Origin of the sequence: Brevibacillus sp. IT-7CA2 (assembly GCF_949767855.1) — a bacterium.
Taxonomy (GTDB): Bacteria; Bacillota; Bacilli; order Brevibacillales; family Brevibacillaceae; genus Brevibacillus.
In genome coordinates this window covers 42,167-65,900 of sequence record NZ_CATKQT010000002.1, presented here as the reverse complement: position 1 = coordinate 65,900, position 23,734 = coordinate 42,167, and the positions used below count along the sequence as shown (strand labels likewise).

The 23,734-nt window shown below is 47.3% G+C and carries 21 protein-coding genes; 3 read left to right on the top strand and 18 right to left on the bottom strand.

Features of this window, described 5'->3' with window-relative positions:
* Positions 1–15: 15 nt before the first annotated feature.
* The 9 genes from ACM6JA_RS01285 to ACM6JA_RS01245 all read right to left on the bottom strand — a co-directional run bounded on the left by ACM6JA_RS01285 (position 16) and on the right by ACM6JA_RS01245 (position 8,858).
* Positions 16–1,161: a hypothetical protein gene (locus ACM6JA_RS01285; RefSeq protein WP_414850824.1), complete on the bottom strand. Its 1,146-nt coding sequence runs from the start codon at positions 1,159–1,161 to the stop codon at positions 16–18.
* Between the two features lie 30 nt (positions 1,162–1,191).
* Positions 1,192–2,637, bottom strand: coding sequence for a vWA domain-containing protein (locus ACM6JA_RS01280; protein ID WP_414850823.1), 1,446 nt, complete (start codon positions 2,635–2,637; stop codon positions 1,192–1,194).
* Between the two features lie 118 nt (positions 2,638–2,755).
* A complete protein-coding gene (locus ACM6JA_RS01275; RefSeq protein ID WP_007717266.1) occupies positions 2,756–2,968 on the bottom strand; it encodes a hypothetical protein in 213 nt (70 codons plus the stop codon).
* 100 nt (positions 2,969–3,068) lie between these two features.
* Positions 3,069–4,004 carry a type II secretion system F family protein gene (locus ACM6JA_RS01270; RefSeq protein ID WP_414850822.1) on the bottom strand — a complete coding sequence of 312 codons (936 nt, stop codon included), beginning with the start codon at positions 4,002–4,004 and terminating at the stop codon, positions 3,069–3,071.
* 4 nt (positions 4,005–4,008) lie between these two features.
* Positions 4,009–4,935 (bottom strand): type II secretion system F family protein, encoded by a 927-nt coding sequence (locus tag ACM6JA_RS01265; RefSeq protein ID WP_414850821.1) that lies wholly within the window; start codon positions 4,933–4,935, stop codon positions 4,009–4,011.
* Positions 4,913–6,301: a CpaF family protein gene (locus ACM6JA_RS01260; protein WP_414850820.1), complete on the bottom strand. Its 1,389-nt coding sequence runs from the start codon at positions 6,299–6,301 to the stop codon at positions 4,913–4,915. The genes ACM6JA_RS01265 and ACM6JA_RS01260 overlap by 23 nt, the downstream gene beginning before the upstream one ends.
* A gap of 28 nt (positions 6,302–6,329) precedes the next feature.
* Positions 6,330–7,487 carry an AAA family ATPase gene (locus ACM6JA_RS01255; RefSeq protein ID WP_414850819.1) on the bottom strand — a complete coding sequence of 386 codons (1,158 nt, stop codon included), beginning with the start codon at positions 7,485–7,487 and terminating at the stop codon, positions 6,330–6,332.
* A gap of 3 nt (positions 7,488–7,490) precedes the next feature.
* The gene (locus tag ACM6JA_RS01250; RefSeq protein ID WP_414850818.1) at positions 7,491–8,306 is read right to left on the bottom strand and encodes a flp pilus assembly protein CpaB; all 816 of its coding nucleotides are present in this window, start codon (positions 8,304–8,306) and stop codon (positions 7,491–7,493) included.
* Positions 8,307–8,402: 96 nt separating this feature from the next.
* Entirely contained in the window at positions 8,403–8,858 is a 456-nt protein-coding gene (locus ACM6JA_RS01245) for a prepilin peptidase (protein WP_414850817.1), read from the bottom strand.
* 212 nt (positions 8,859–9,070) lie between these two features.
* On the opposite strand from ACM6JA_RS01245, the gene ACM6JA_RS01240 reads away from it, so the two are divergent.
* The 3 genes from ACM6JA_RS01240 (at position 9,071) to ACM6JA_RS01230 (ending at position 12,094) form a co-directional block, all read left to right on the top strand.
* Complete coding sequence (locus tag ACM6JA_RS01240) at positions 9,071–9,385, top strand: thioredoxin family protein (RefSeq protein ID WP_414850816.1); 315 nt, start codon at positions 9,071–9,073, stop codon at positions 9,383–9,385.
* Between the two features lie 130 nt (positions 9,386–9,515).
* Positions 9,516–10,667: a response regulator gene (locus ACM6JA_RS01235; RefSeq protein ID WP_414850815.1), complete on the top strand. Its 1,152-nt coding sequence runs from the start codon at positions 9,516–9,518 to the stop codon at positions 10,665–10,667.
* Positions 10,668–10,699: 32 nt separating this feature from the next.
* Complete coding sequence (locus ACM6JA_RS01230) at positions 10,700–12,094, top strand: DUF4832 domain-containing protein (RefSeq protein WP_414850814.1); 1,395 nt, start codon at positions 10,700–10,702, stop codon at positions 12,092–12,094.
* Positions 12,095–12,161: 67 nt separating this feature from the next.
* Here the strand turns inward: ACM6JA_RS01230 and ACM6JA_RS01225 are convergent, their stop codons facing one another.
* From ACM6JA_RS01225 to ACM6JA_RS01185, 9 genes are all read right to left on the bottom strand, one after another.
* Positions 12,162–12,848 (bottom strand): DUF4956 domain-containing protein, encoded by a 687-nt coding sequence (locus tag ACM6JA_RS01225; RefSeq protein ID WP_414850813.1) that lies wholly within the window; start codon positions 12,846–12,848, stop codon positions 12,162–12,164.
* 22 nt (positions 12,849–12,870) lie between these two features.
* Positions 12,871–13,605, bottom strand: a complete 735-nt coding sequence (locus ACM6JA_RS01220; RefSeq protein ID WP_007717248.1) for a polyphosphate polymerase domain-containing protein — start codon at positions 13,603–13,605, stop codon at positions 12,871–12,873.
* Complete coding sequence (locus ACM6JA_RS01215; RefSeq protein WP_414850812.1) at positions 13,602–15,326, bottom strand: CotH kinase family protein; 1,725 nt, start codon at positions 15,324–15,326, stop codon at positions 13,602–13,604. Before ACM6JA_RS01215 ends, ACM6JA_RS01220 begins: the two co-directional genes overlap by 4 nt.
* A 31-nt stretch (positions 15,327–15,357) precedes the next feature.
* A complete protein-coding gene (gene pelG, locus ACM6JA_RS01210) occupies positions 15,358–16,758 on the bottom strand; it encodes an exopolysaccharide Pel transporter PelG (protein ID WP_414850811.1) in 1,401 nt (466 codons plus the stop codon).
* A gap of 5 nt (positions 16,759–16,763) precedes the next feature.
* Positions 16,764–18,170 carry a GT4 family glycosyltransferase PelF gene (gene pelF / locus ACM6JA_RS01205; RefSeq protein ID WP_414850810.1) on the bottom strand — a complete coding sequence of 469 codons (1,407 nt, stop codon included), beginning with the start codon at positions 18,168–18,170 and terminating at the stop codon, positions 16,764–16,766.
* Between the two features lie 3 nt (positions 18,171–18,173).
* Positions 18,174–19,997 carry a DUF2194 domain-containing protein gene (locus ACM6JA_RS01200; protein WP_414850809.1) on the bottom strand — a complete coding sequence of 608 codons (1,824 nt, stop codon included), beginning with the start codon at positions 19,995–19,997 and terminating at the stop codon, positions 18,174–18,176.
* A gap of 80 nt (positions 19,998–20,077) precedes the next feature.
* Positions 20,078–21,052, bottom strand: coding sequence for a hypothetical protein (locus ACM6JA_RS01195; RefSeq protein WP_414850808.1), 975 nt, complete (start codon positions 21,050–21,052; stop codon positions 20,078–20,080).
* Complete coding sequence (locus tag ACM6JA_RS01190; protein ID WP_414850807.1) at positions 21,045–23,249, bottom strand: NAD-dependent epimerase/dehydratase family protein; 2,205 nt, start codon at positions 23,247–23,249, stop codon at positions 21,045–21,047. Before ACM6JA_RS01190 ends, ACM6JA_RS01195 begins: the two co-directional genes overlap by 8 nt.
* Positions 23,250–23,279: 30 nt before the next feature.
* On the bottom strand, positions 23,280–23,666 hold the full coding sequence (locus tag ACM6JA_RS01185) for a response regulator (protein WP_007729887.1): 387 nt from the start codon (positions 23,664–23,666) through the stop codon (positions 23,280–23,282).
* Positions 23,667–23,734: the final 68 nt, after the last annotated feature.

The following is a 23,734-nucleotide window of genomic DNA, read 5'->3' as shown; positions in this document are numbered from 1 at the left end:
AAGCAAGGACCTCCGTTACGCAAATAAGGATTTTACCCAGCCAACAGCTTTTCCGACCCCATCCCGGATTCCACGGGTAATCGCTCCTCCGGCTAACTTGTCAGCGTACTTCACGAGTTTGCTCAATCCCCACAAAACCGCACCGGTGACAACAAGCACACCGCCTACCGCCTGCCCACCTGGTATGACGGAAGCAATGACCCCTGCATCCATCAGCACACTGCCGAAATTACCGGCGCCATCCACAAATTTCTCATTTTGTGTAGCTTCATTCTGGCTCGGATCAAACGCCATGCCAAAGCTGCCGATCGTATCCATGATGTCAAATGGAAGGCTAATCGCTGCTACGCCCACATTTAAGCCTTTCACGATCCCCGGCATTCTGACGCCGGATGGATTTGCTGAATTCGTCAGCTGACCGCCTTGGAAAATATCCCGAAAACTGTTATTCGGCAATTGCGCCAACACAAATTGATAGTTGGCCCACGCGTTCATCCCGTCGAGTGAATCGACACCCAAGCCTGTTACTGTGTTTACATACGGCGTATTCTTGAAGGCAAGATCAAGGCCTTTTATCGCCAGATCCCCCAAGAACAAGCCTTTACCACGAAGTCCCGCTGCCATGTCTACTTCGCCATTCATAAGCAAATCAGCGCTATATGCCAGCGTACCACCCATGACGTCCTTGAACGTCCATTTGACTGCACCGTATTCAAGCGTCTCTGTCATCGGTTTCGAGCTATCTGGATTGACGCCGGGTTGCTGCGAAGCAGGCATCTGTACATTTGGTGCAGGTGCATTTGCATTTGGCGCTTGCGGGTTCGAGTGATTGACGCTTGGCCCCTGCAAATCAGGTGCCTGCGGATTTATCCGATCCCAATTTGGGGCTTGCGGATTCGTTCGATCCCAGTTCGGCGCCTGCGGGTTCAGCTTTTCCCAATCAGGAGCCTGTGGGTTTATTTGTTCCCACTGCGGCGCTTGTGGGTTGAGCTGCTCCCATTGTGGCGACTCCAGATTTGGCTGATCCCACTTCGGGGCCTCGTATTGCAGCCCTTGATACTGAATGGAAGCTGCCAGGCCCACCAGCGGAAACAGATTCATCAAAAGAATCAGAAAGGCGAAAGTAGCCGCTGCCGTTGGGCCTCTTAACCATTTTCTCACTTTACAAACCTCCTTTTGGAGATTTCGTCTCTAGTTCGTTTTCGTATTTTGAGCAAACTTCTGGTTGATCGCATCCACGGCTTCCTTATAGGACTTCTCGTTCAAGGTATCCAGGAATTGCTCCAGTTCATCTGCCTTTTTCTGGGCGATTTCCAGCTGCTCATCGTTCAACTTCCGCAGATGATCGGCGAACTCATCTGAAATCATGTTGTTTGCATCCATGGTCATGATCGCAGATGTTAGATCATGATTTTCACGTTTAGCGATACGGCTCCATTTCAAAGCAAAGTGACTAATGTCGATCGAACGAGAACTACGAGTGGATACGGCTTGATAGGATGCATTGGCTTTCCACTCTTTCCACTTGTTCGCGATTTCTTTCCCACGATTGAATTCTTCCTGCAGTTCCTTCTGATCTTGAATCAGAACATAGCGGCCTCCCGCTGCCTTTGCGACTTCTTTCAACTGCTGCTGCCCCGGACCGTCTATACCAAATCCAATCACGTTAATAATCGGCGTAATCTCGGATTGGGCCAGCTGTTTGGCAGCTTCGACAGGGTCACCATCGCACGTTTCGATTCCGTCACTGACGAGGAAGATCATATTGGTGTTCTTATCTCCAGGCAATTTGCTTAAATCCTTTTTCGCTTCCTGCAAAGAGTAGGCAATCGGAGTGTATCCGGTAGGTTGGAACTGATTTAAAGATTGCTGTAGCTTTTCTTTGTTGTAAGGCTGCATCCCGTACACCAGCTCACTACTGCTGCAAGATAGTGCTTTATCCGACTCTTTTCCGCTGCCCTTTTGCCCGTATACACGCAGTGCGACATTCGCCTGTTCCGGCAAAGATTCAGCAAAGACTTGAATCGCTTCTTTGGCAGCATCCATCCTCGTCTTGCCGTTCGATTTTGCCGCCATGCTGCCACTCGCATCCAGGATAATCTCCACATTGTAGCTTTCCTTAAACTTGAACCGCGGATCTTCGATGTCCGGATTCCCAAATGAGGCCATTTTCAATTCATCCATGATCTGTTGCGGATCGGGATAGCTCTGGGCAAACAGCCCCAACAAGGCAAGATAGTATTGGTTAATCATTTCTTCGTCTGGGTTTTCAACAGTAGGGAACTTTTTAAGTTCAGGCAATACTTCTTCCCTGTTGTTGTCATACGAAACCCCAGAAAAACGTCCTGGCGGCGAATTGACGAAGTCCGCTGTCTTTTCCCGCTTTAGCGGCATTCCTTCCTGTGCCATTGCCTCCAACGCTTTTACTTTCTCTTCTCGCGTCATCTCGGCATTTGGCTCTCCTGTTTGGTCTGGCGGTTGGCTTTGCGTAGGCGGTGTTTCCGTGCTTGGTGGAACAGAAGGATTTTGCCCCTCTGTGTTCTGAGGTGCATCCGGCTGATTATCTGCCTCCTGCGAACACGCCGTTAACAGGCTCAACAGGAGGATCACTGCAATTATTCCCTTCACGAGTCTCATCAAAGTGCTACCTCCTGCTTAATTTCGACTTGCTATGTATGGGTTCAGGTGGTGAAGAAACACTCCTTCACCACCTCTTTTCCATATGCTCATCAACAAAAAAGCATTCAATTGTTGATTAATTTCCGTCTAATTTTTTGATGATATTGCTAAGCGTATCCCCAATCGATTCGCCAACAAGTGCCGGGTTACCATTAAAGTAAGTAATCACCGCTCCAAACACAGCGATCACCACACCCGCCAATGCGATCCACTCAATTGCTTGCGCTCCTTTTTCGTTTCCCAGAGCTCCTTGACCTTTTGCATACCATTTCAGCATCATGCTTTTCATATAAAATCTACTCCCCTCATTATTTGGATGATGAATAAATAAAGAACTGTGCACTCCCATCTCGCTGACGGGCATCACCTCCTAAAAGTGAGGCCATGGATCATGGCATGATGTCGGAGAACAAACTGAAGTTCTCTAAAATATTCAATACCATCAAACCGCCAATCAGGATAATCGCTGTAGGAGTCACGACAAACGTGGTGATCAGGGTTACTTTTGGCGACGCCTTGGCCGCCTTTTCCTTGATCAACTCTTTGCGGATTCTCCGCATGTTTTCCGCCTGTGCCTTGAACGTGACGGCAATCGGCACCCCCAGGCGCATCCCCTGAATGAGCGCTTTGATCAGCATCTGAAACTCCGGATTGTCGTTGCGTCGCAGCAATTGTTCATACGCCTTTTCCCTCTGTACACCGAGATCCAGCTCTTGATTGAATCGGGAAAATTCTTCCCGAATCGGCCCATCAAAAAACTTGATGACTTCGCGCAAAGCCTGATCGAGACTCACCCCCGCCTGAAGAGTCACGCTTACGGTGTCGAGAAATTCAGGCAGGTCATAGCGAAGCTGATGTTGACGATCGCGCGCTTTTTTCTTCAACAGAAGGATGGGCAAAAAGTAGCCAATCAACGGCCAGCCGATCAAACCTAGATGCGATAAGGGAAAGCGGAGAATGAAAAACAGCGTGCCGGCAATAATGCCGAGCAGAGCCATGAAAATTTTGACCCCTTGGAATTGGGCGACGGTCAAATCTAGCGGCCGCCCAGCCCTTAGCAACCAATCCTCAACCTCATGCGACTCACTGAAAAAGTTGATGCGCTGCCCCATGACAGCATAGTCATCTCCATACCGAAGCAATCGTTTGACCAGACGCTCGGATGAGGTTTCCTGCTTGCGCACACCGTAGTTTTTGTGCCCGCTCATCTCATGGACATGTGCGAGCAGTTTTTGCTTCTCGATGGAGTAGCGATACCACTCCTTCAGACAGATCGCAAACAGCAATAGAAACAAGAACACGCATGTAATTATGAGAGCATCCATGTTTTCACACCTTTATGTTGGTCACTTTCTTTACGAGGATATAGGACAAGAGAGTTCCGATTACAAACAACCCCAGAAGAAAAAGACCAAATCCGGAAAACAACGGATCAATGAAGCCTTTGTTCATCATGTTCATCATCAGCACCAGGGCTATTGGCATGATCGGCACCAAGATAGAGACGTATCGCTGTTCCGCCGTCATCGTCTTGATTTCCTGATTCACGATGCGGCGATCCTCCAATGTCTCCGCCATTTCTTGCAGCACCTGGCTCAAATTCCCCCCTGCACGCCGTTGAATCAGCAGGGTAGCAGTAAAGATACGGAATTCTCGCGTCGGTATTCGTTTTTCCATGTCAGCAAGCGCCCGGTCAAAGCTGACGCCTAGCTGCAGCTCACGCGCCATGCGACTAAACTCATCACCAGCGGGATAATTCATCTCCTTGGCTACCAGTGAGATCCCCTGCGAGAGCGTAAGACCCGCACGCAGCGAGTTGGCCAAAAGGCGACACACTTCGGACAGCTGTTCATTCAATCGTTCCTGGTACTTGTTGCGTCGGACAAAGAACAGCACGTTCTGTATGAGATACATGACCACTGCACCGATAATGATGTTAAAAGGAAAAGAAATATTCACAACGTTACTGAGCAAGAAGGCGAGCCCCATGGTACCTACGATCAAAATTCCGTAAAACTCTGAGGGAGCCAGCGGGAAGTTCGCTTTGATCAGCTTTTTTTGGATTTCTTTGGCATAGGGCGTCTGGTCAAATTTGTCTCCCCAAACGATGACGACGCTTTTTCGTTTTCCCTTCACCTCGAACCATTCTTCCGCTTTCTTTTTCCATTCGGTCTTCTTGGCCCGATAACCGAGATACTCGTAGATGCCCCAGATGCCAAACAACACCGCGAGACTAAACAGAATAGGCATGGTCACGCTGCTTCCCTCCTTCCGCCCTGAATATGGATTCATCCAGATGGATTCCAAAAACTTGGAGCCTCTCCAAGCACCGTGGGATTACTCCGGTTGCCGTAAAGTAGCCAAGGACTTCCCCTTTCGCGCCGATCCCCTTCCGCTGGAAACGAAAAATCTCGTTGACCTCTACCCGTTTGTCTTCCGTTTTCGCTACTTCCGAAATCGAAACGAGTTTACGTGTTCCGTCTGACAGGCGTGTGACCTGGACGATGATATCCAGCGCACTGACGATATATTCACGGACAATCGTCGAGGGCAAATCCATCCCGGCCATGACGACCATCCCTTCCAAACGATTGAAGGCATCCTGTGGTGAGTTGGCGTGGACGGTGGTAAGCGATCCTTCATGTCCGGTATTCATGGCCTGTAGCATATCGAATGCCTCTGGCCCCCGTACCTCCCCGACGATGATGCGGTCTGGCCTCATTCGCAGGGAGTTTCGCACGAGCTGACGGATCGTGACTTCCCCTGTTCCCTCCATATTGGGCGGGCGTGCCTCCATCCCAATACAGTTGGGGTGAGTCAGCTTCAACTCGGCCGAATCCTCAATGGTAATGACACGTTCATAGTGCGGAATGGCTTTTGCTGTCGCATTCAGCAGCGTCGTCTTACCACTACCAGTACCACCCGAGATCAGTACGTTCATTTTGGCTTCCACCACGGCTTGAATGAACTGAGACATCGCTTCATTGAAAGAACCAAATTGCATCAGATCATCCATCAAGAAAGGCTCTTTGCGAAATTTACGGATCGAAACGAGTGTCCCATTGAGACTGATCGGAGGGATGACGGCATTCACGCGGCTTCCATCCTTCAGACGGGCGTCGACCATCGGCGAGCTTTCATCGATTCGTCGTCCAAGCGGTGCCACAATCCGGTCCACGATATGCCGTAAATGTTCCTCGTCGCGAAATTTTAAATCGGTTAATTCCAGCCTTCCTCGTTTCTCGACGTATACCAGGTTGTGTCCGTTAATCGAGATCTCCGTGATTTCCGGATCGGCGAGCAGCGGTTCAAGTGGGCCAAGCCCTACCGATTCATTGATCAGACGAGTCAGCAGGATATCCTTTTCATTTCGCGGAATGACTACTTTTTCTTCCGACATGTATTGGGAGACGAGACGTTCGATTGCGAGGCGCATCTCATCTGAACGAAGGCTGGTCAGTCTCTCCAGATTAGTCTCCCGCAAGAGTCGGGTCTTGTAGTGCTCAGCCAGCTCGTCGATGTACGGATTGAAGGAAGGAGCTGCTAATGTGGCAGCGAGTGTCGTCTGCTTTGTCTCATCCCCTGGCGCTGTCTGCTCTTGCTTTCGTCGGAATAAAGCCATCTAACTCCCACCTTTTTGAACTTGCTCTTTATGACAGTTTCTTGAGTACCCATTTTCGGATGTCTTTCGCAGCAGGGGAGAGCTTCTTCTCATTCGCTTCCTTTTGTAACGGTCGGCCTTGATTGACAGCTGCTTGCACTCCTTGATGATCTCTGCTGATTTCAGCGGTAATCGGTGCGGCGAATAATCCTTTCAAATCAGACACATTCAGTTCATTATCCCTTCCCACCTGATTGACGACCACTTCGAGCCTGCCTGTAGTATCAATTCGCAGACGTTGGAACAAGTCTTCCACGAGTCGATAAATTTGAACGGACGGTGTATCCAGATTCATCACGTAATAAATCATGTCCGACTCTGACAAAGCGGCAAAGGTAAGCTCGTTCATATGCGTTGGCAGGTCGATAATCACAAAGTCATAACTGCGGCGGCTAGCACGGATCAACCTGGTGACAAATGCCTCGGACATATTCTCCGCCGTCTCGGCATCTCGCGGGCTGACCAGCACCTCCAGCTTGGAATGGTTCTCCCTCTGGGCCACATTGCGAATATGAAATTCGTTGATTTCGTCCATAACCGGCATAAGATCGCCCAATGTACGGTTGTTGTCAAATGACAAGAAGGTTTCGATTCCACCGTATTGGAGATTGAGATCGATCAGCAACACACTCGCCGTAGATTCCAGCTTCAATGCTTGCGCAAAGCCCGTTGCCAGTTGGGTTCGTCCGCTTCCTCCTTTTCCACTGTAAAAGGAGTACACCTTTCCCCGACCTCGCACGAAAGCTTTGCTCGATGCATCCGTGCCCTTTTTTCTCTGTTTGATCTGAGATAAATCTGATATTTTGTCGAGACGATCGGATAACAGGTTGAGCTCATCAGGCATCACGATGTATTCCACTGCACCCGCGCGGACAACATCTCGCAGCAGGACAAAGTCCTGTCTTTCCGTGAGATAAATGAGTATGCCCTCCGGGAGCTCGCCTTGTATGTACTGCACCAGCTCTACTCCTGCTCCGTCTTCCGGCTGCACAAGCAAGACGACATCGGGTCCAATCCGGTCAATTTCTTTTTTCACTTCAATGGAAGTCGTGTAACGTACTTGCTCATACGGAGTCAGAATGTCCCTCAGCATGTCTTTTACAGAGTCATAATCCGCAACGACGAGAATTTTCATATCTTTGTTCATGACTTACCCTCCGGTTTTCGGTGGTTGATTAGTTGGCTGCGGTGGTACCGAAGTTGGTTTCGTTGGAGGCTGGGCCGGAACTGTCGGTGGTGACTTTACTGCCGGCTGCCCTGCTGCTGGTGGTGTAACAGGCGGTGTCGCAGGTTTGCCAGGCGGTTTTGTCTGTTCCGGATTGGGCTCCACAAACGGATCGGGAATACCCAAGTCTCCTTTGCCCACATTCGCTTTCAAAATGCGAACCATCTGGGCATAATGCTGCTGGTGAATGAATTTCGGCGCTTCCTCGAACGGCAGCTCGAGAGCTACCCCCTTGAAGCTGTTCTCCGATTTGGCCACCATGGCGACTGGCACGTCTTTCATGAACACTTCCGTCACCGGCTTCCCGTTCACCTCATGCGAGATGATGATGTCCACCCGGTCTAACGCCTCCAGCTCCTGGTCGAAGACGACATTGCTCGATGAAAACACCGTCACGAGCCTGTTGTTCTGGTCCCGTACAACATTGGCTGGCTTCATGATATTTTTCGTAATGATGTCTCCCTTTGACAAGGGAACGATCGTGACTTGATTTTTCAAACTAGCTTTATCGATGACGTACGAATCATCCGCGTACTTTTTGGGGATTTCCCTTACCGTCAATTGGTCGGGTTGAATCAGTGCCCGAGATGGAATATCTGCATTTGCTTCGTATATTTCCACCATTTCGCCCAGTTGCGCATTCAAATCCTTGATTTTTTGCAGAAACAGAAAACCCGCAAGTGCAGCAAGTAGGAACGATAATACAAGGAAAATAATTGCCCTACGTTTTGATTCCAACATCAGAAGATTCCCTCTCTTTTTCGAAAAATCCATTCATGTTCATACTTTGACGTTTTATTGCCAATATTCCAAACCCACAAACTCGTGAGAAAGGCACTAGGAATACATGATTATTACCAGCATGAGACTGGTCCCACCCGCAACAAATGGAGCCAACGGAATTTCTCGCCCGAGCTTCATCCTGCCTGTCATTTTGGCGATGGCCCACATGGGAAGCACGCTGACTCCCGCAAGCAAATACGTAAGCATTAGCACGACCAACCCCGCTTGCCATCCAACCGCTGCCCCAACCAGAGCGAGCAGCTTAATATCTCCTCCGCCCATCTGGCCGTTGCTGATCACCGCCATAAGTAATGAAATTCCTCCCAGCACAATAACTCCCATCGCATAAGTTAGCCATTTCTCTGGATGAAGGTATGCATGCAGAACGAGAAAATATACAATTCCCGGAAGCGTCAGCCAGTCGTAAATGAGACGACGGCGTAGGTCGGTATACATAGCGACTGCCATTACGAAAAGAATGGGAATGATGACATACCAAGATAACACCATATGTCCTCCTTCCTGCTTTTTGAGGAAAATTTCACCATTACAGACTGCATATCAGGGAAATTTGTTGCAAGAATATCCAATTTTTTTGGATGTTTTTTGGAAAAGCGCTTTCATTGCCTCGGAGATTACATCCGTTGTCGTTTCATGAGGCAAACATTTTTTGTGCTATTCTAGTAGAAAAATACTGCGACGAAAGGTGGGAGTACCGAACCGTGCAGGAGTATCTCGAACTGACTGAACTACTTGCAGAGATTGAACGTCATCCGACTAGTCTGTTGTTTATAAAAACGTCAAACTGCGGTGTTTGCGATGTCACCTATGCAAGAGCGGTAGAACTGCTGAAACAATATCCACAAGTGAAAAGTATGGTTGCATCCATAGAAAAAATGCCCACTCTTTCCGGTGAGTATCTCGTATTTACTGCCCCGGCGATCCTGCTGTTTATGGACGGAAAGGAAGTATTTCGGCAAGCCCGGTTTGTTTCATTTGACGAGCTTGAGCGTGTTCTGACCTCCATCACTTGCTAAAAATTCACATTTCCTGCCACTGTAAAGGTTTGGATAACCTCTCTTTTGATGATAGAGTAGAGAGTATGGATAAATCAGATTCGTAAGACAATCTGTTGCATTTTATCGATTTTTGAAGGAGAGACAGTGGATGAGAGCCTTATTGGTAGACGACGAGCAACTACCCTTGATGCATCTGCAACGATTGCTAGAAAAAGATGTTGGCGGCGTTAAGGTAATCGGAGCCTACACCAATCCTCTCGAAGCGATCGACCAAGCAATATCCCTTCAACCAGATGTCGTATTTTTAGATATTAATATGCCACGCATCAGTGGACTGGAGATCGGAGAACGTCTGCAAGGAATCGATAACTCCCCAGAGATCGTATTTGTCACAGGGTACGATAAGTACGCCGTTGATGCTTTTGAGCTGTGCGCGCTGGATTACATCATGAAGCCCGTACAACTTCAACGCTTGCAAAAGACAATGGACCGTCTGCGTGAGAGAATCAAGTCCGCGCAAGAAGCTGAGCCTGTTAAAGAAGAATTAGTCGTTTCCATCCAATGCTTCAATAGTATTTTGTTTCACCAGTCGAATCAGGAGCCACAGGATATCAAGTGGCGCACGAATAAAGCCCGCGAGCTGTTTGCGTACTTGTTGCATCACCGCAACAAGATGATCGACAAGGATTCGATTATCGAGCTTTTGTGGCCGGACTATGATGGAAGCAAAGGCGTGACCCAGCTATATACGACGATTTACCTCATCCGGCAAACCTTGAAGCGCTATGGTCTCCAAACGATATCGATCAACAAAGGCAATTTAGAAGGCGGCTATAGATTGACGATCGATTCAGCTGCGATCGATGTGGAAGAATGGGAAAATCGCTTGCGACACTTGCCTCCTCTTTCACTTGCCAGTAGGGAGGAGCATGAACAAGTGCTCGCTGCGTATACAGGCGATTACTTCGGAGATTACGACTATTTGTGGGCTGAGTATGAGCGCGAAAGACTCCGTAGAATGTGGCTGCAGCTCGCGAAAACAATGAGCAGCTTCTATTTGGGCCACGGCAGAGTACAAGAGGCGATCAACGTCAATCAGCGCATTCAGCATTTGCACCCGCTTGAAGAAGACAGCTACATGTTCCTGATGCAGTTGTACGCTTCCTTGGACGATCATGCGGCTGTAGAAGAGCAGTATCAACTCTTGACCTCTCGATGGGAGATTGAACTCGGCTCTACTGTAAACGAACATATCACCAAGTGGTATCACATATGGAAACAGGAGACAGAACAAAAGTAATGATACTCTCTCACTAGATCTAGGGGGCACTCATGAAGATCCGAAGTGGTCTATACAGCGTACTTCTCGCTGCTTTTTGCATTCTACCTTCCTCTGCCGCCGCCTCCAGTTATGGAACGGCGACTTATTCGCCAAAGCCATCCCAAGACGTACTACAAAACCCTTATATGGGACTGGCTCCCGATTCACGGACGAGTAATAATGAGCAAGAACACACCCTCGTCTATGCCAATCTAACCTGGAGGATACTTGAGCCAACCAAAGGGGATTATGCTTTTGATGAGGTCGAAGATGCGATCCGGTTTGAAGAATGGACAGAAAAAGACGTCAAGTTCATACTCCGCATCGTTATGGATCTTCCTGATAAAAAATCGGACATGGAGATACCGGATTGGCTATACAACGAGATCGGTGGGGACAATGACCATTTTGATGATGGCGAGTGGTATCGAAACGACTATGGCAAAGGCTACAGTCCCAACTACAGTAATCCATTGATTATCAAGTACCACAAAGAATTGATTGACGCTCTGGGAGAGCGCTACAAGGACGATCCCCGTATTGCTTTCATACAACTGGGAAGCGTCGGTCACTGGGGAGAATGGCACACCGATACGTCAATTCCTTTCCCTGCAACAGAAATCACGGATCAGTACGTACAACCGTATCTAGATAACTTCCCTGATTCCATGCTGCTGATGCGCAGACCACACCCAGTTGCCAAGGAGTACAAACTGGGGCTGTTTAACGACATGTTCGGCAACAAAGAAGATACAAACAGCTACCTGTCCTGGATACAGAAGGGCTACGTCTCCTGGCTGACCAAAGAAAAAATGCCTGCCATGCCCGACTTTTGGAAGTATGCGCCAAGTGGCGGAGAATTCTCTCCATCCAATTCATTGACAAGCTACTTTACTCGCTCCTCGATTAACCAGGTAATCTCACAAGCCAAAGCTTCGCATATTAGCTGGCTTGGCCCGAATACACCCGCACGTTTCGAAAAAGACGGCGAGCAACAAGAATATTTGGACCGCTTTTTAAACACGATTGGCTACCGCTTCTCCATCACCAAAGAGACACATGCCAAAGCAGTCGAGCCCGGAGACAGCCTCGCTGTGACGATGGATTGGCAAAACCGCGGTGTTGCTCCTTTTTATTTCCCGTGGATTCTCGAGCTGTCACTCGCGGATGAAGATGGCGAGATCGTAGCCAAGACCAACACGGATGAAAACATCCGCAAATGGCTACCCGGCAAGAAAACCGTCAAGCAAAGCTTGGAAATCCCGGATGATCTTCCAGAAGGAACATACACCCTCTGTGTAGCGATCCTCGATCCCCATACAGAAAAGCCGGGCATTCAATTTGCTATGGAAGGCAAACGCTCGGACGGAAGATATACGTTGGGTGCGGTCCAAGTACGAGACTGATCCATCAAAAAAATCCCTTCCTGACCACCTGTAAAGGAGTCGGAAAGGGATTTTTTTCTTCTAATCATTATGGTGCATAATCGCCATCGTAGCTTACCAATGATACGTTTTTCACACCTTCTACCTCTGAAATATCTTGAACAAATGCCGTATTATCTCCTTTGATTTTGACTTCCACAATCAATTCCACCATCTCTTTGTGTACGGTCTTTGACTTCAAGACGTATTTCAGTTTGTTCAACTGGTATTTAACCCCGTCATTGGCTTGATCGTGATAGTTGATAATGAGCAGATAGGCAACATCTTTCATTTGCCGCTTGGATAACACGACAATGACAGCCGCCACCACCAGTGATCCCAGGACGGAAACCGGGTACACACCCGCTCCCGTCGCAATACCTACCGAGATCGACCAAAACATGAAAACAATATCCAATGGGTCTTTGATGGCAGTACGGAACCGCACGATGCTCAACGCGCCGACCATCCCGAGAGAGAGCACGATATTGGTGCTAATCGTCATGATAATCAGGCAAGTAAGCATCGCCATTGCCACTAGCGTGATGTTAAAGGTATGTGTATAGACGACACCGCGAAACGTTTTTTTATAAATATAGTAGATGAACAAACCTATCAATCCCGACAGCACAAGCCCAATGATGGTATCAATGATCGAGATGCTGGCGAATTGATCCATTTTTAAGACACTTTTTTTGATGATATCTTGAAAATTAATCGTATTGGTAGTATCCATAGTTTCCCGACTTCTCCTCACACTAAAGATTATAGTATTTTTTGGTCTCCTCTCTGCAAATGACATATTTGGAGATAGCCGATCGCTGATTACTCAGGTTTTGTAGCAGATGTCTAATATTGAACGGCAGGAATTGATCGTACTTCACTTCCATGATCATCATGGGCTGATGAATAGCTCTGACCATCATGATGTTTTCGTCAAAAATATCGAGTGAATTGACGTTTGCCTTCAAATACTTATCAAACGTAATTCTGACATTCCCTTCTCTCACCAAATACGCCTCTCGAACATAATCCGTAATGACGCGAGGCCGAAACAGATGATTTTTGCACGATAAATAAAAATCTCGTAGCACAGCACTTTCCGTCTCTCGCAGAAACTCAACATCGCCAGCCAAAATCAGTTCATATTCATCCCGCGTGATCGACGCTGATTCTTTGCAAATGTATCCTCCGAACTTGCTCTTTCGCTCCATTTTGATGACTGCATCACTTTTGTTGTAGATGCGAATGCGATACTTTTTTCTTTGAAAAACCCCGTAGTTTTTTTCATAGAGAGCCGTGTCGTGAAAGTCGTCAAAGTACAAGCTACGAATATGATACCCTTCCTCACTTACAGAATAAGGGTCAGGAGTCGCGATCAGACGCAATTTCTGTCGCAGCGGCTCGTAATGACTCAGCCGAAGATAATACTTCAACTCATGCCTCAATCGCTTGTTGCCGAGCTGGATGCCTGTGCTCTGTATTCCTTTCATTTCAATACGAACTCCTTCACCCCATGATAAAGCGCATCCTCGGACTCTACCCTGTCAAATGCCGTCTGTGCGTTCCCTTTGCTGTCCCGAACAATCACGCGCCAGAAAAAGCGGCCTTTACCCGGATCGTTTATGGTGTATTGGACCCCTGTCAGCCCCTTGGCCTGCGCGTGTATCTTCGTAAACGCAGGATCGTAACTGACGGCAAAGTCGTAGGTCAAATCGTCACCTTGCAGATCATAGGAATGGTCCCAGGCAAAAATGAGCTTATCTCCTTCTTTTCTTGGCTCCCCCATAAAAAAGGGCATCGGATTCTCTTGGCGTTCATAATACCTCTTTTGGTTACGCTCCGGTTCACCAGAGAGAAGTGCTTGCTCATTGTGAAAATAGGAGACATCCAACGGTAAATTATATAAATCAGGTTGTTGCAGCACATATTTGCTCACAATCGGATAATAGCTCTTCAAGTATTTTTCCGTTTGCTCCTTCGTAATGATCTTGCTGACTTCCTCAACCTTTTCGTTAAGCGTTTTGATGTTTTCAGGATCTTTAAAGATGCGGCGATGCAAATTCGACACCCAGTAGTCGGAAATGCCAAACTGCCATTGTCCTAGCCCTTTTTCCGGGCTTCGCTTGAGCTCTTCTTCAAAAAATCCCCACGATGCGTCGTAGTCCCAAGGTAGGAAATACCACTTGTTGGAGTTGCTAGGGCTGTACAAGTAAAAATTATGAACAGCCGTGTCGTGATTCCCCATCAACAGGTTGGATGCCAGCCATGTATAGTAGTTCTCCCGATCAAAATGCTTGTCCAAAAAGTCTTGTGTATTGATTGCAGGATTGTGAAGATCGTCCAGCATCGAAATGAGCTTTTCATGGTTCTCGCTGCCTTTGATCTCCAAAATTTTCTCAAATGCTTTCTTGTCGTAGGTAGGATCAGTTGCCAGCTTGATTTGATCCTCGTAGCGGTGGAACTCGAAATCAATTGCCTTGTACAAATTTCCGTTTCGGTCCAATCCGTGCGCCTGCAAAAATGTTTTGTTCGGCTGTTCAATTTGAGTGAACAAACCGTAATCAACATAGTCCCGGTCCGGATTTTTTTTGGTCAAATCCTTGACTTTTACTTGAACGAACTGCGTCCGTAAACTGGTCATATTGGGCATTTGCTCGAAATAATCAAAGCTAAGCTTTTGTCGAACACGCGTCATGTCAGACTTATGCTTGCTTAAGTTGATGTTGCGCTGATCCCGCCAGTATCCGGCGCTGTCGAACAAACGGATTTTGTACGATTTTTGTTCCGCTCTTCTGCTCGATTCCCCCCGCAGCTCAATCGTTCCGTTCGCTCTTGTCTCGCCAAAACCAAAGTACCCCTGGGCTGGCCCCTCCGCCGTCCCTTCCTGCATAATGACTTTGGCCTGGAGATCTTCTCCCTTTTCATTCCGTCCGCTAGGAGCTAGATTGAGTTCCGTAAAGGTGGTCGTCTTCAGTTTCGAATTTTCTTCGTTGACTACCGTCACATATAAATGGACGATGCTCCCGTCAACATCCTGATCGTATACGCTTCTATTCTCAAGCAGACCCTCGTTCATCTGCTGAGTTGACGCCACCTGACTCGTTGCTGGCGAGTTGTCTGACACTGGCTGTTCAGGAGAATCCTGTGTACAACCAGTCGATACTACTCCTAATGCTACGAGCAGGCTCAGTATCAATCGTTTTTTCTTCAACCTAAGTCCTCCCCAATCTATACGTAACCATCTATTCCACTCGCTTTCCTTTGACAAAGAGCGGCTGTAGGCAGTAGGTGTAATAATCGATATTTTTCAAGTAATAGATCAACCTGCCGAGACCGGCTACCAGTGCAAGAAACGAAGCAATAAAAAATGAAAAACCGTAGTTATGAAGGGGCAACATCGCTATGGTGATGACAACGGTACTGACGAGAAATAAGGTTGTCACCGTAAGCGCTCCCTTCCGATCGTCAAAATAGAGCAACATCAGCACGATCACAAACATAACAGCGTACAAATACCCCGCAATGACCAATATGTTGTACCTCTCCATTTGATCGGACGTAAAACCGATATGCGGAAGCAGCGTAATGCCTAGAGCCAGTGCAACGAAGGAAAAGAACAGCTGCACCTCCATCATGAAGCTGAGCTCCTGCATCAACGTTTGAACCATATCTGTTTTCGCCCGCTTGATATCCTGCACCGAGCCTGTGCCCAATATCGTTCCGTAATACGCTCGGTACTTCTCGTAAAAAGCAGTCTCCACAGATACCACAAACATGACCATGGTAGGCAATATGCTCAAGGAAGCGTAGAACGCTGGCACGTCGTAAAAAGGCGCAATCACGTAAGTATCCGCCACGACCTCCTGCAACGGACTCCCCAGCCAGTAAATAAAATGGTGCACATAAAAACCAAGAGAACAAAAAAGACCCACACCAAGCAGACTTGGGTACTTTTTCACGTACTTCAGGAAATCAAAATAATTCCTCTCCCGCTTCGGGAAAAAACTCTCAAGATGAATCATAGAGAGGACGATCATCGTAAAAAAGCCGAGATCCAAAGAAATCAGCATCGCGATCCCTTTTTCCAGCTCAGTCAGATTCAACAGCAGAAACGCAGCCAGAAGCGTAACGGCAACAGCAGCCAAATACCCACGAATGATGCGCATATAATCCTTTAATGCGGACAAGTAGGCGGATTGCAGCCATACGACGATCAATTCAACAAAAAGAAGGTAGGCTACGAGTTTGAAGCCAGACGGCAGAGGCGCGAGCCAGTAAAAAGCACCGCCCATAATTCCCCCCAAACCTAGACAAACAGCGATAACTCCATACAAAGACGCAATGATGTCGTTATACTCACGCAAGTAAATTTTGTCTGCAATATAGCGAGAAATGACCATGGAAAAGCCGCAGGTAATTAACAGCGAAAACACGAATGCATAAACGACAGCTGCTAAAAAAGACATCCTTTCCAAATAGCTGACATTCAATTGAAGAAGGATTTGCTGTAGCACCGTAATCATTACCATACAAATCAGCATCGGTCCGACTGTGACCAGCGAAGAAAATGCATACGCCTTCACACTGGACAAATACCCTTTATTCCGAAACATTTTCTTCAGTTCAAAGCCAATGCCCGCCATGTTTCTTACACCTCGTATTTCCGATACATATTGCGATATCCCGCCAAGAAATTCCCATGTGTGTAAATAGTCGATACTCGCTGGAAGCCACATCTGCCCATACGCCGTCTCATGGGCTCGTTTTGGCATAACGTAATGATCGCTTGAGCAATTTGAGTAAAATGCATGACGGGTACCGTTATCCCTGCGTTGCCATAGTTGTCACCATTGCCGTACAACAATTCCCGACAGCTTCCCACGTCCGTTGTGACGAAGGGTTTTCTGCATGCCATTCCTTCCAAAATAACGAGCGGTTGTCCTTCACTGATGCTGGTCAAAACAAGCATGTCCATTTTTCCGAGATACTCTTTCACATTGACCGCACCCGTAAACGTAACATCCTCCAGCTGCAGGCTTTCGACCAATTGCAGGCATTCTGTGTAGTACTCCTCGTCTTCATCTGTCGGGCCCATGATGACAAAGCGTGCGTGTGGCACCTGTTCTTTGACGAGCCCGAAGCTGTGCAGCATTGTTTTAATATCCTTGATGGGTACCACGCGGACGACAGCGCCAATAGTTATTGCGTCGTTCTTTTTTTCCTCCACGATGTCTGCATAGTCGCTCACTTTTACACCGTTTGGGATCACTGATACTTTGGAAGGATCACAGCCTAGCTCAATCTGAATTTCCTTGTTTCGCTCAAACAACGAGATTACCTCATCCGCGTAGGAGTAGGCACATGCAGAAAGGTTATGAAAATAATCGATCCAAATATCTTTAAAGTGACCCTTAATCCAGTTTGCCTTGATAATTTCTTCTTCCCGCTCGCGGGTATAGATTCCATGCTCCGTCAGCAAAAACGGCTTTGCATGCAAATACTTCCCGAGACTCCCTGCTACACCGCCATATCCCGTACAAACACTGTGATACAAATCCGCTTGCGGCATGCCGTTTTGAATGACCAGACATAGCGGCAACACCATTGAGCGAATCATCCAGATCATTTCGGTGAAGGGAATTTGCGGGTATTTTTGCTCGCAAAGCCGCTGGATTACCTCGAAAAAGTCCTTGCTTGTAAGCAACTCGGCTACGGATGGCACCTTACTCCCTGACAACACGGAAAAAAGAGCGTGCCAGTCACCCTTACTGCCATCAAGCAACGAAAGCACCGCTTGCTGCTCATCCTCAGTTAGCCCTAGACGCTTGCCCAGTGCAGCCTCTTCTTTGAGATAGGCATCCAGAAATACCTCTTTGATTTCCACCACATTTGCAGGGAGCTGATAGACGTATTTCCCCCTGTTTTTCTCTTCTGCACCAATCGCATAAATGATAAATTCATGCTCTGGCATACTAGCGATTAAGGAATGAATCCAACTAGAGACGCCCCCTGTAATAAAAGGGTAAGATCCTTCGGCAATCAGACAAATTTTCATCGCTTACTCTTCCAGTCCTATTTCAAATTTTGCACCCGTTGCATGTACAAGATAGGCGCCTTCCTCTATTTTTTCTACCGTGCAATTGACCAAGCTCGTCATTTTTTTGTTTGTCCGCAAGATGTAATACATTTCGTCGGAGAAATTGTTCATGTATCCTGTCATTTTTTTATCTGTATGCGCGATATACACATCCGTCTGCAAATAGCTCTCAAGGCTTGCTGCAGCTTCGGAAGCAGTCTGGCTACGCAGCCATGGATACTGCTGGTAAAGCTCTTCCATCATGAGTTGAAAGTCTTTTACCAATTCCGGCCACGACTTGTTATTGCTTCTCTCCTTGTCCAACACATCGTCTGGGTGAACAAAATGAGAAAAAACACCGATGGATGTGATCGCATTCGCTATGTACCAATCATGAATGTCTGTGCGACTGTATCCCGAGGTAATACGCGGCAGCTCTACGATGCGATCCTCGGCAACGGAAAACTCCTGGATGTATTCGTGCGTGCTGTCTGATTCCGCATATAAGGAGGCAATGACTCTCAGATCAGGGAAGGACTTTTTCAGCGCTCGACGCCCTTCCGCTCCCAACACGTTGGAAGGCGGGACATACACCTGTACGTCGTATGACGAGAAGGCCTTCCTGATATAATCGTCCAGGTATGCAAGTGACTCAGCCATGCTTGCTTCATCAGGCCAAGCCTTATACTCGTAATGGCTCGCCGTCGCTTGATCAGTAACCAGCGATTGATGATTGTATCCGTGGATACCCAATTCACCACCCAATTTCAACAAATCCCTGCCGTACGTAATCAGATTGTTCGAATCCGTTCCTTCCTCATCTGTGAAGGGGGCGGCAACTCGGTTATTGTATGTTTTGATAATCGCTCCCGTGTAGGTCACATCATAATCAGCAGCAAGCTTGATCATGTCGGGCCACCACACATCCCGAAAGAAGCTGGGAATATCTTTGCGGTACTCGCGGTAAATATTCGGCTCGATTCCCTGACGAAAGGGAGCGGGAAAGTCGTCAATATACGTGATTTTCATATTGAAAATGGGGTACATGAAATCTTGATTCAGTAAACTGATGCCACCAGCAATCAGTCCTCTGTTCATTGCAGATTGCATATTCGTCCCGTTATAGACCAGAAACTTTCCCTGTCCATGCTGGGCCTCCCATAGCAGTGGCATATTGTCGGCAGAAACTGCATGTACTTTTGCTTTCCTATCCAGCTCTACAGGAATCGAGGAATTAACAATGGACTCCGCCCCGATTTTTGCATCTTCTCCTTGGATCAAGAGATTGGATGTCATCTGAATGCCGTTTGTCACGATAGGGAGATCGATGGAATTGATTCCTAGCTTTCGGTAAATGCGATATAAGCTGTCGTTATACTCAGGCGTACGTGAAAGGAACACATTTCCCCCATTGTGCGCATATTGCATCATCGCATCCAGATCGGCTAGCAAGCCCAGATTTTCTATGGTGACAATGACCGTCATGTATTGAGAATCGGGCTTCGAAAATTGCTTAACGTCTGCGAGATCGTACTCCTTTTTCATATACCGCAGTACTTGCTCCACATTCCTCGCGATTGCCATACTGCTCTCATCCTTGGAATCATGCAGAATGAGGAACCGCTCCCTTGCAAGCTTGGCGATTTCCTCCTGGCTGATTGCGTTTTGCTTCGGCTCGTCAGTCTGCACTCCCGAGCCTCCCGATTTATTACTGCTCACCTGGAGGATGAACTGGGAACGGGTAGCTTCTATGGTGATCCCCAGAATCGCCACAAAGATCAGAATGAGGTAGATGTTTTTTTTCACGGGAATATCGTTGGACCTCGCCCCGCTCCATTCTCGGTCCTTTTCCCTGTCTCTTTTCTTTTTCCTGTTCCATGTCATTCTCATTTTGTATCGCTCATCTCTTTCGAATTCGTCCCTGCTTCCTGTGCAGCAGCGACTTCCTTCCAAGTACTGTCTTGTTCATCCGCTTCCAGGGTGTTCCAGTAGCGGATCATCATCAGCGTAGCGTGAGAGATTTTAACCGAAGAGCCTTTTAATCGATTCATTTCTGCCGCAAACCCTGCATGGTCTCTGATCGTAAAGAATCGCTTTAGCGACATGACATATGGCTGTTCGCTTTCTGGATGATACTCATGAAACAATTGACAGTACTGTGCGGCTTTTTCATAGGACTGGTTCACCAGCTCGCAATTGATCTTGTCCACAAAATAGCTTTCCTGTTCCTGATAAATGTCCAATAAAGACTCCAGCACAAAGGAATACGTATAGCTGTATTTCACATAGGTGCGTTGATCAATCAGTGAACTGTCCAAGTACTTCTTCAAAACGTCTGCGTAGGCGCGTAAAACCTCAAGATCCTGCTTGTTCTCCTCGTATTTCACTGATAAATCCTGCAGTTGGAGCTGAAGGTTGCGCCGCATTTCCGTTAAAGCGGCTGCCGCGTAGTGAACCGTTTCCGAATCCTCGTTTTGCAAGGCTGTCTCCAATGTGCCGATCTGCCAAATGGTCTGCTCTTTCAAGACATCGATCAGCATCTTTCGGCGCGTGCTAGTGTCGTTCAAAAACAAAATGTCCTCAACTGGAACGATGTTCATTTCCTTTTCCATGTCCGCTCTTCGGAAAATATTCGATCCCTCGGCTAGTTTAAGCAAATCACTCTCCAGCATTAGCTCATTCACATTCTTTTTCGACGTTCGCTTGTACACATCGGTAATCCCCAATAACAGGAGGCCAAAAACAGGAAGAAAGCCAGCAACAAGCATTCGCATAATAAGCACCTGCTTGTTTTTGCCGCGGCTTTGCATCCAACTGTAACTAACAGTCACCAAGACATGGAGGAGGACTAGATTAAGCATAGGCGCCATCCTTCAGGGAGAAGCGATCCTGGTCTTTTTCCTGTACAATTCTCGCTGCAATGCCGAGTCTACCAAGCCGATCAATCACGATATTGGCTTCTTGCTCGTTTGAATTGGAGAGAATGATATAGACATCTCCTGCTTCGTCCATTCCCATATAATCCGCTTCGCGCAGAGAGCTCGCGATAAAGGTAGAGAGCGTATGATGATCCATTTGCGCAGCGTCCACTGCCAAGAGTGTAAAATCGGTGTTCAACTGTTGCTTGGCGTCCCTTTTATTCTTCAACATAGCCGAAAAATAAGCTGGAATCAGTATGGAGGTGCCTCCTAGGTAGCGATCCTTTTGTGTGGAGTTTAAGAAACGAAGTGAACGCGACAACGCGGAAGAAATCAATTGAACGGCGACCTGGAAAAGGTTTTGGGTGTACATCGTAAAATTTTCGAATCCAAGTTGTTGCAGCGTAATGACCGCCACCATTTTGCCCTTGTCAAAAATGGGAGCTGCCATAAGAGGCATGTCGTGACGCAGCTCTTTATTCACGATGATCTTCTTCATTGTCATTAATTCAGAAAGATAAGCATGCTCACTCATTTTCAACGAGCGTGGCAGATCAAAGCCCGCTTTATTTGATTTAGCCATCAATCGCAAGAAGGAGCCATTTTGATTCATCGTATAAATTGCGATCTCATCGGACTTCATGATTCTTTCCAACACCTTGACCGATTTCTGCAATACGCGTTCAGGCTCAAGGCTGTCCAGCTCCTTGGTGATGTTGTAGATTTTTCCAAAGCTGTCTTCCGAATTCACGATCTGCTGCTGCAATTCTTGCTTGACCATCAGGACATCGTTGTAAATGTCTTTTAAAAAGTCATACTTGTCTTCCAGCTCTTGCTTTTGCAGTTCTTTGGACAGTACGTCCCTGTTGCGTTTGTCGATCGAATAACCCACAGCAATCCCGATAATAAAATAGACAGCGATATGAAACAGAACATTGGCGTCATACAAGAGCGATACGACATCGCGCCCGTTATGCAAACTTTCTCCGATGAAAAGTCCACAGGCCAGGATGACAGACAAGAGGGATTGCTTCGTTCCGTAAATCGCGCCTATCAACACGATGTAAATCAGCTTGAGATCAAAAACACCGCTGTTAACCGTTCCAACTGTAGCGAAAATCACCACAAGAAAAGCGAGAATGTTCTCAATGTACGGCCTTACATCCCATGAACGGAGCCAATGGATCGTTTTCTTCGCATCGCTCTCCTGCTCTTGTTCTTTCTCTGCGAGGGTCGTTTGATACCACTGCGCCGTTTTTTCCAGCCCCTCCGGCAATGAATACATCGGAACCCAGTCTAGTCTTCTTTTTGCCCTCGTATTGTCCAAAACCGACTTATCTACGTCTCCTGGGCGTTTTTTCCTTCGTAATATTCCCTGGAGAGACTGGTTCACCCCGAGAATGTCAATCAGCTCATTAATGCTGCTTTCCTGATTGGTAGACAAATTCATCACCCCGGTATCATCCGTGGTAACGGAACGGAAAATGGCGTCAGCTACATCCTCTACATAAATAAAATCTCTCGTTTGACTGCCGTCCCCGTGCAAAACTATTTCTTTTCCATGGTTGATCTGGGTTAAAAAAGTAGAGATGACGCCGCCTTCCCCTACTGCACTTTGTCTGGGGCCATACACATTCGCCAGGCGAAAGGCTACCGTTCGCAAGCCGTACATTTCCGTCCATTTGCGGCAATACATCTCGCCGATGTGCTTGTTTATTCCATAAACAGATACCGGATCACACACTGAATCTTCATGTAACGGAGTATTTTCATTCATGCCGTAAACGGCGGCCGATGACGCAAAAATAAATTTGGACACGCCATATTTGCTCGATAGCTTCAGCATATTCACGAGTCCAAGAATGTTCGTATTCGAATCCAGCAGGGGGTCTTCCATGGATGCAACAACACTCACTTGGGCCGCTAAATGTACAACGACATCGAACTTGTTGCTTTTAAAAACCTCGTCACATTTTTTATCCGCTACATCCAGCTCGTATGCCTTATGAGGAAATGTGACGTTCCTCTGATTGCCTGAACTGAGATCATCCAAGATGAAAACTTTATAGCCTTCCTTATAAAACCTCTCTGCGACAAAAGAACCGATGAACCCATAACCACCTGTGATCAAAACTTTCATACTAACACCTCAGCTATTTGTTTCACCTATCTATCTCCACGACGGACATCCCAACCCTGTTCCCAATACTTTTTGGACAGCCCATTCGATCCGCTCCAGCTGCAATGGCTTTGCTATAAAATCCCGCGCACCTGCCTGAAGTGCCTTGATGACGGTATCGTGCCTAGACACTGCTGAGCAAATAATGATTTTGGCATCCTTGTCCAACTCCATGATTTTGCGTGATGCAGTCAAACCGTTCATGCCGGGCATGGTAATATCCATCGTAACGAGTGATGGTTTATACAAGCAGTAATTTCTAACAGCCTCTTCTCCAGATGCAGCTTCTGCAACGACATGCAGTCCTAACGACTCAAATATGTTGCGCAGCACATGCCTCGTAAACGCTGTATCATCAACAATCAGTATGCTATTCATCCAAAATGCTGTCTCCCATCCTATCATCTATACCTTTTGGACTATACTAACATAGTAATATATTACTG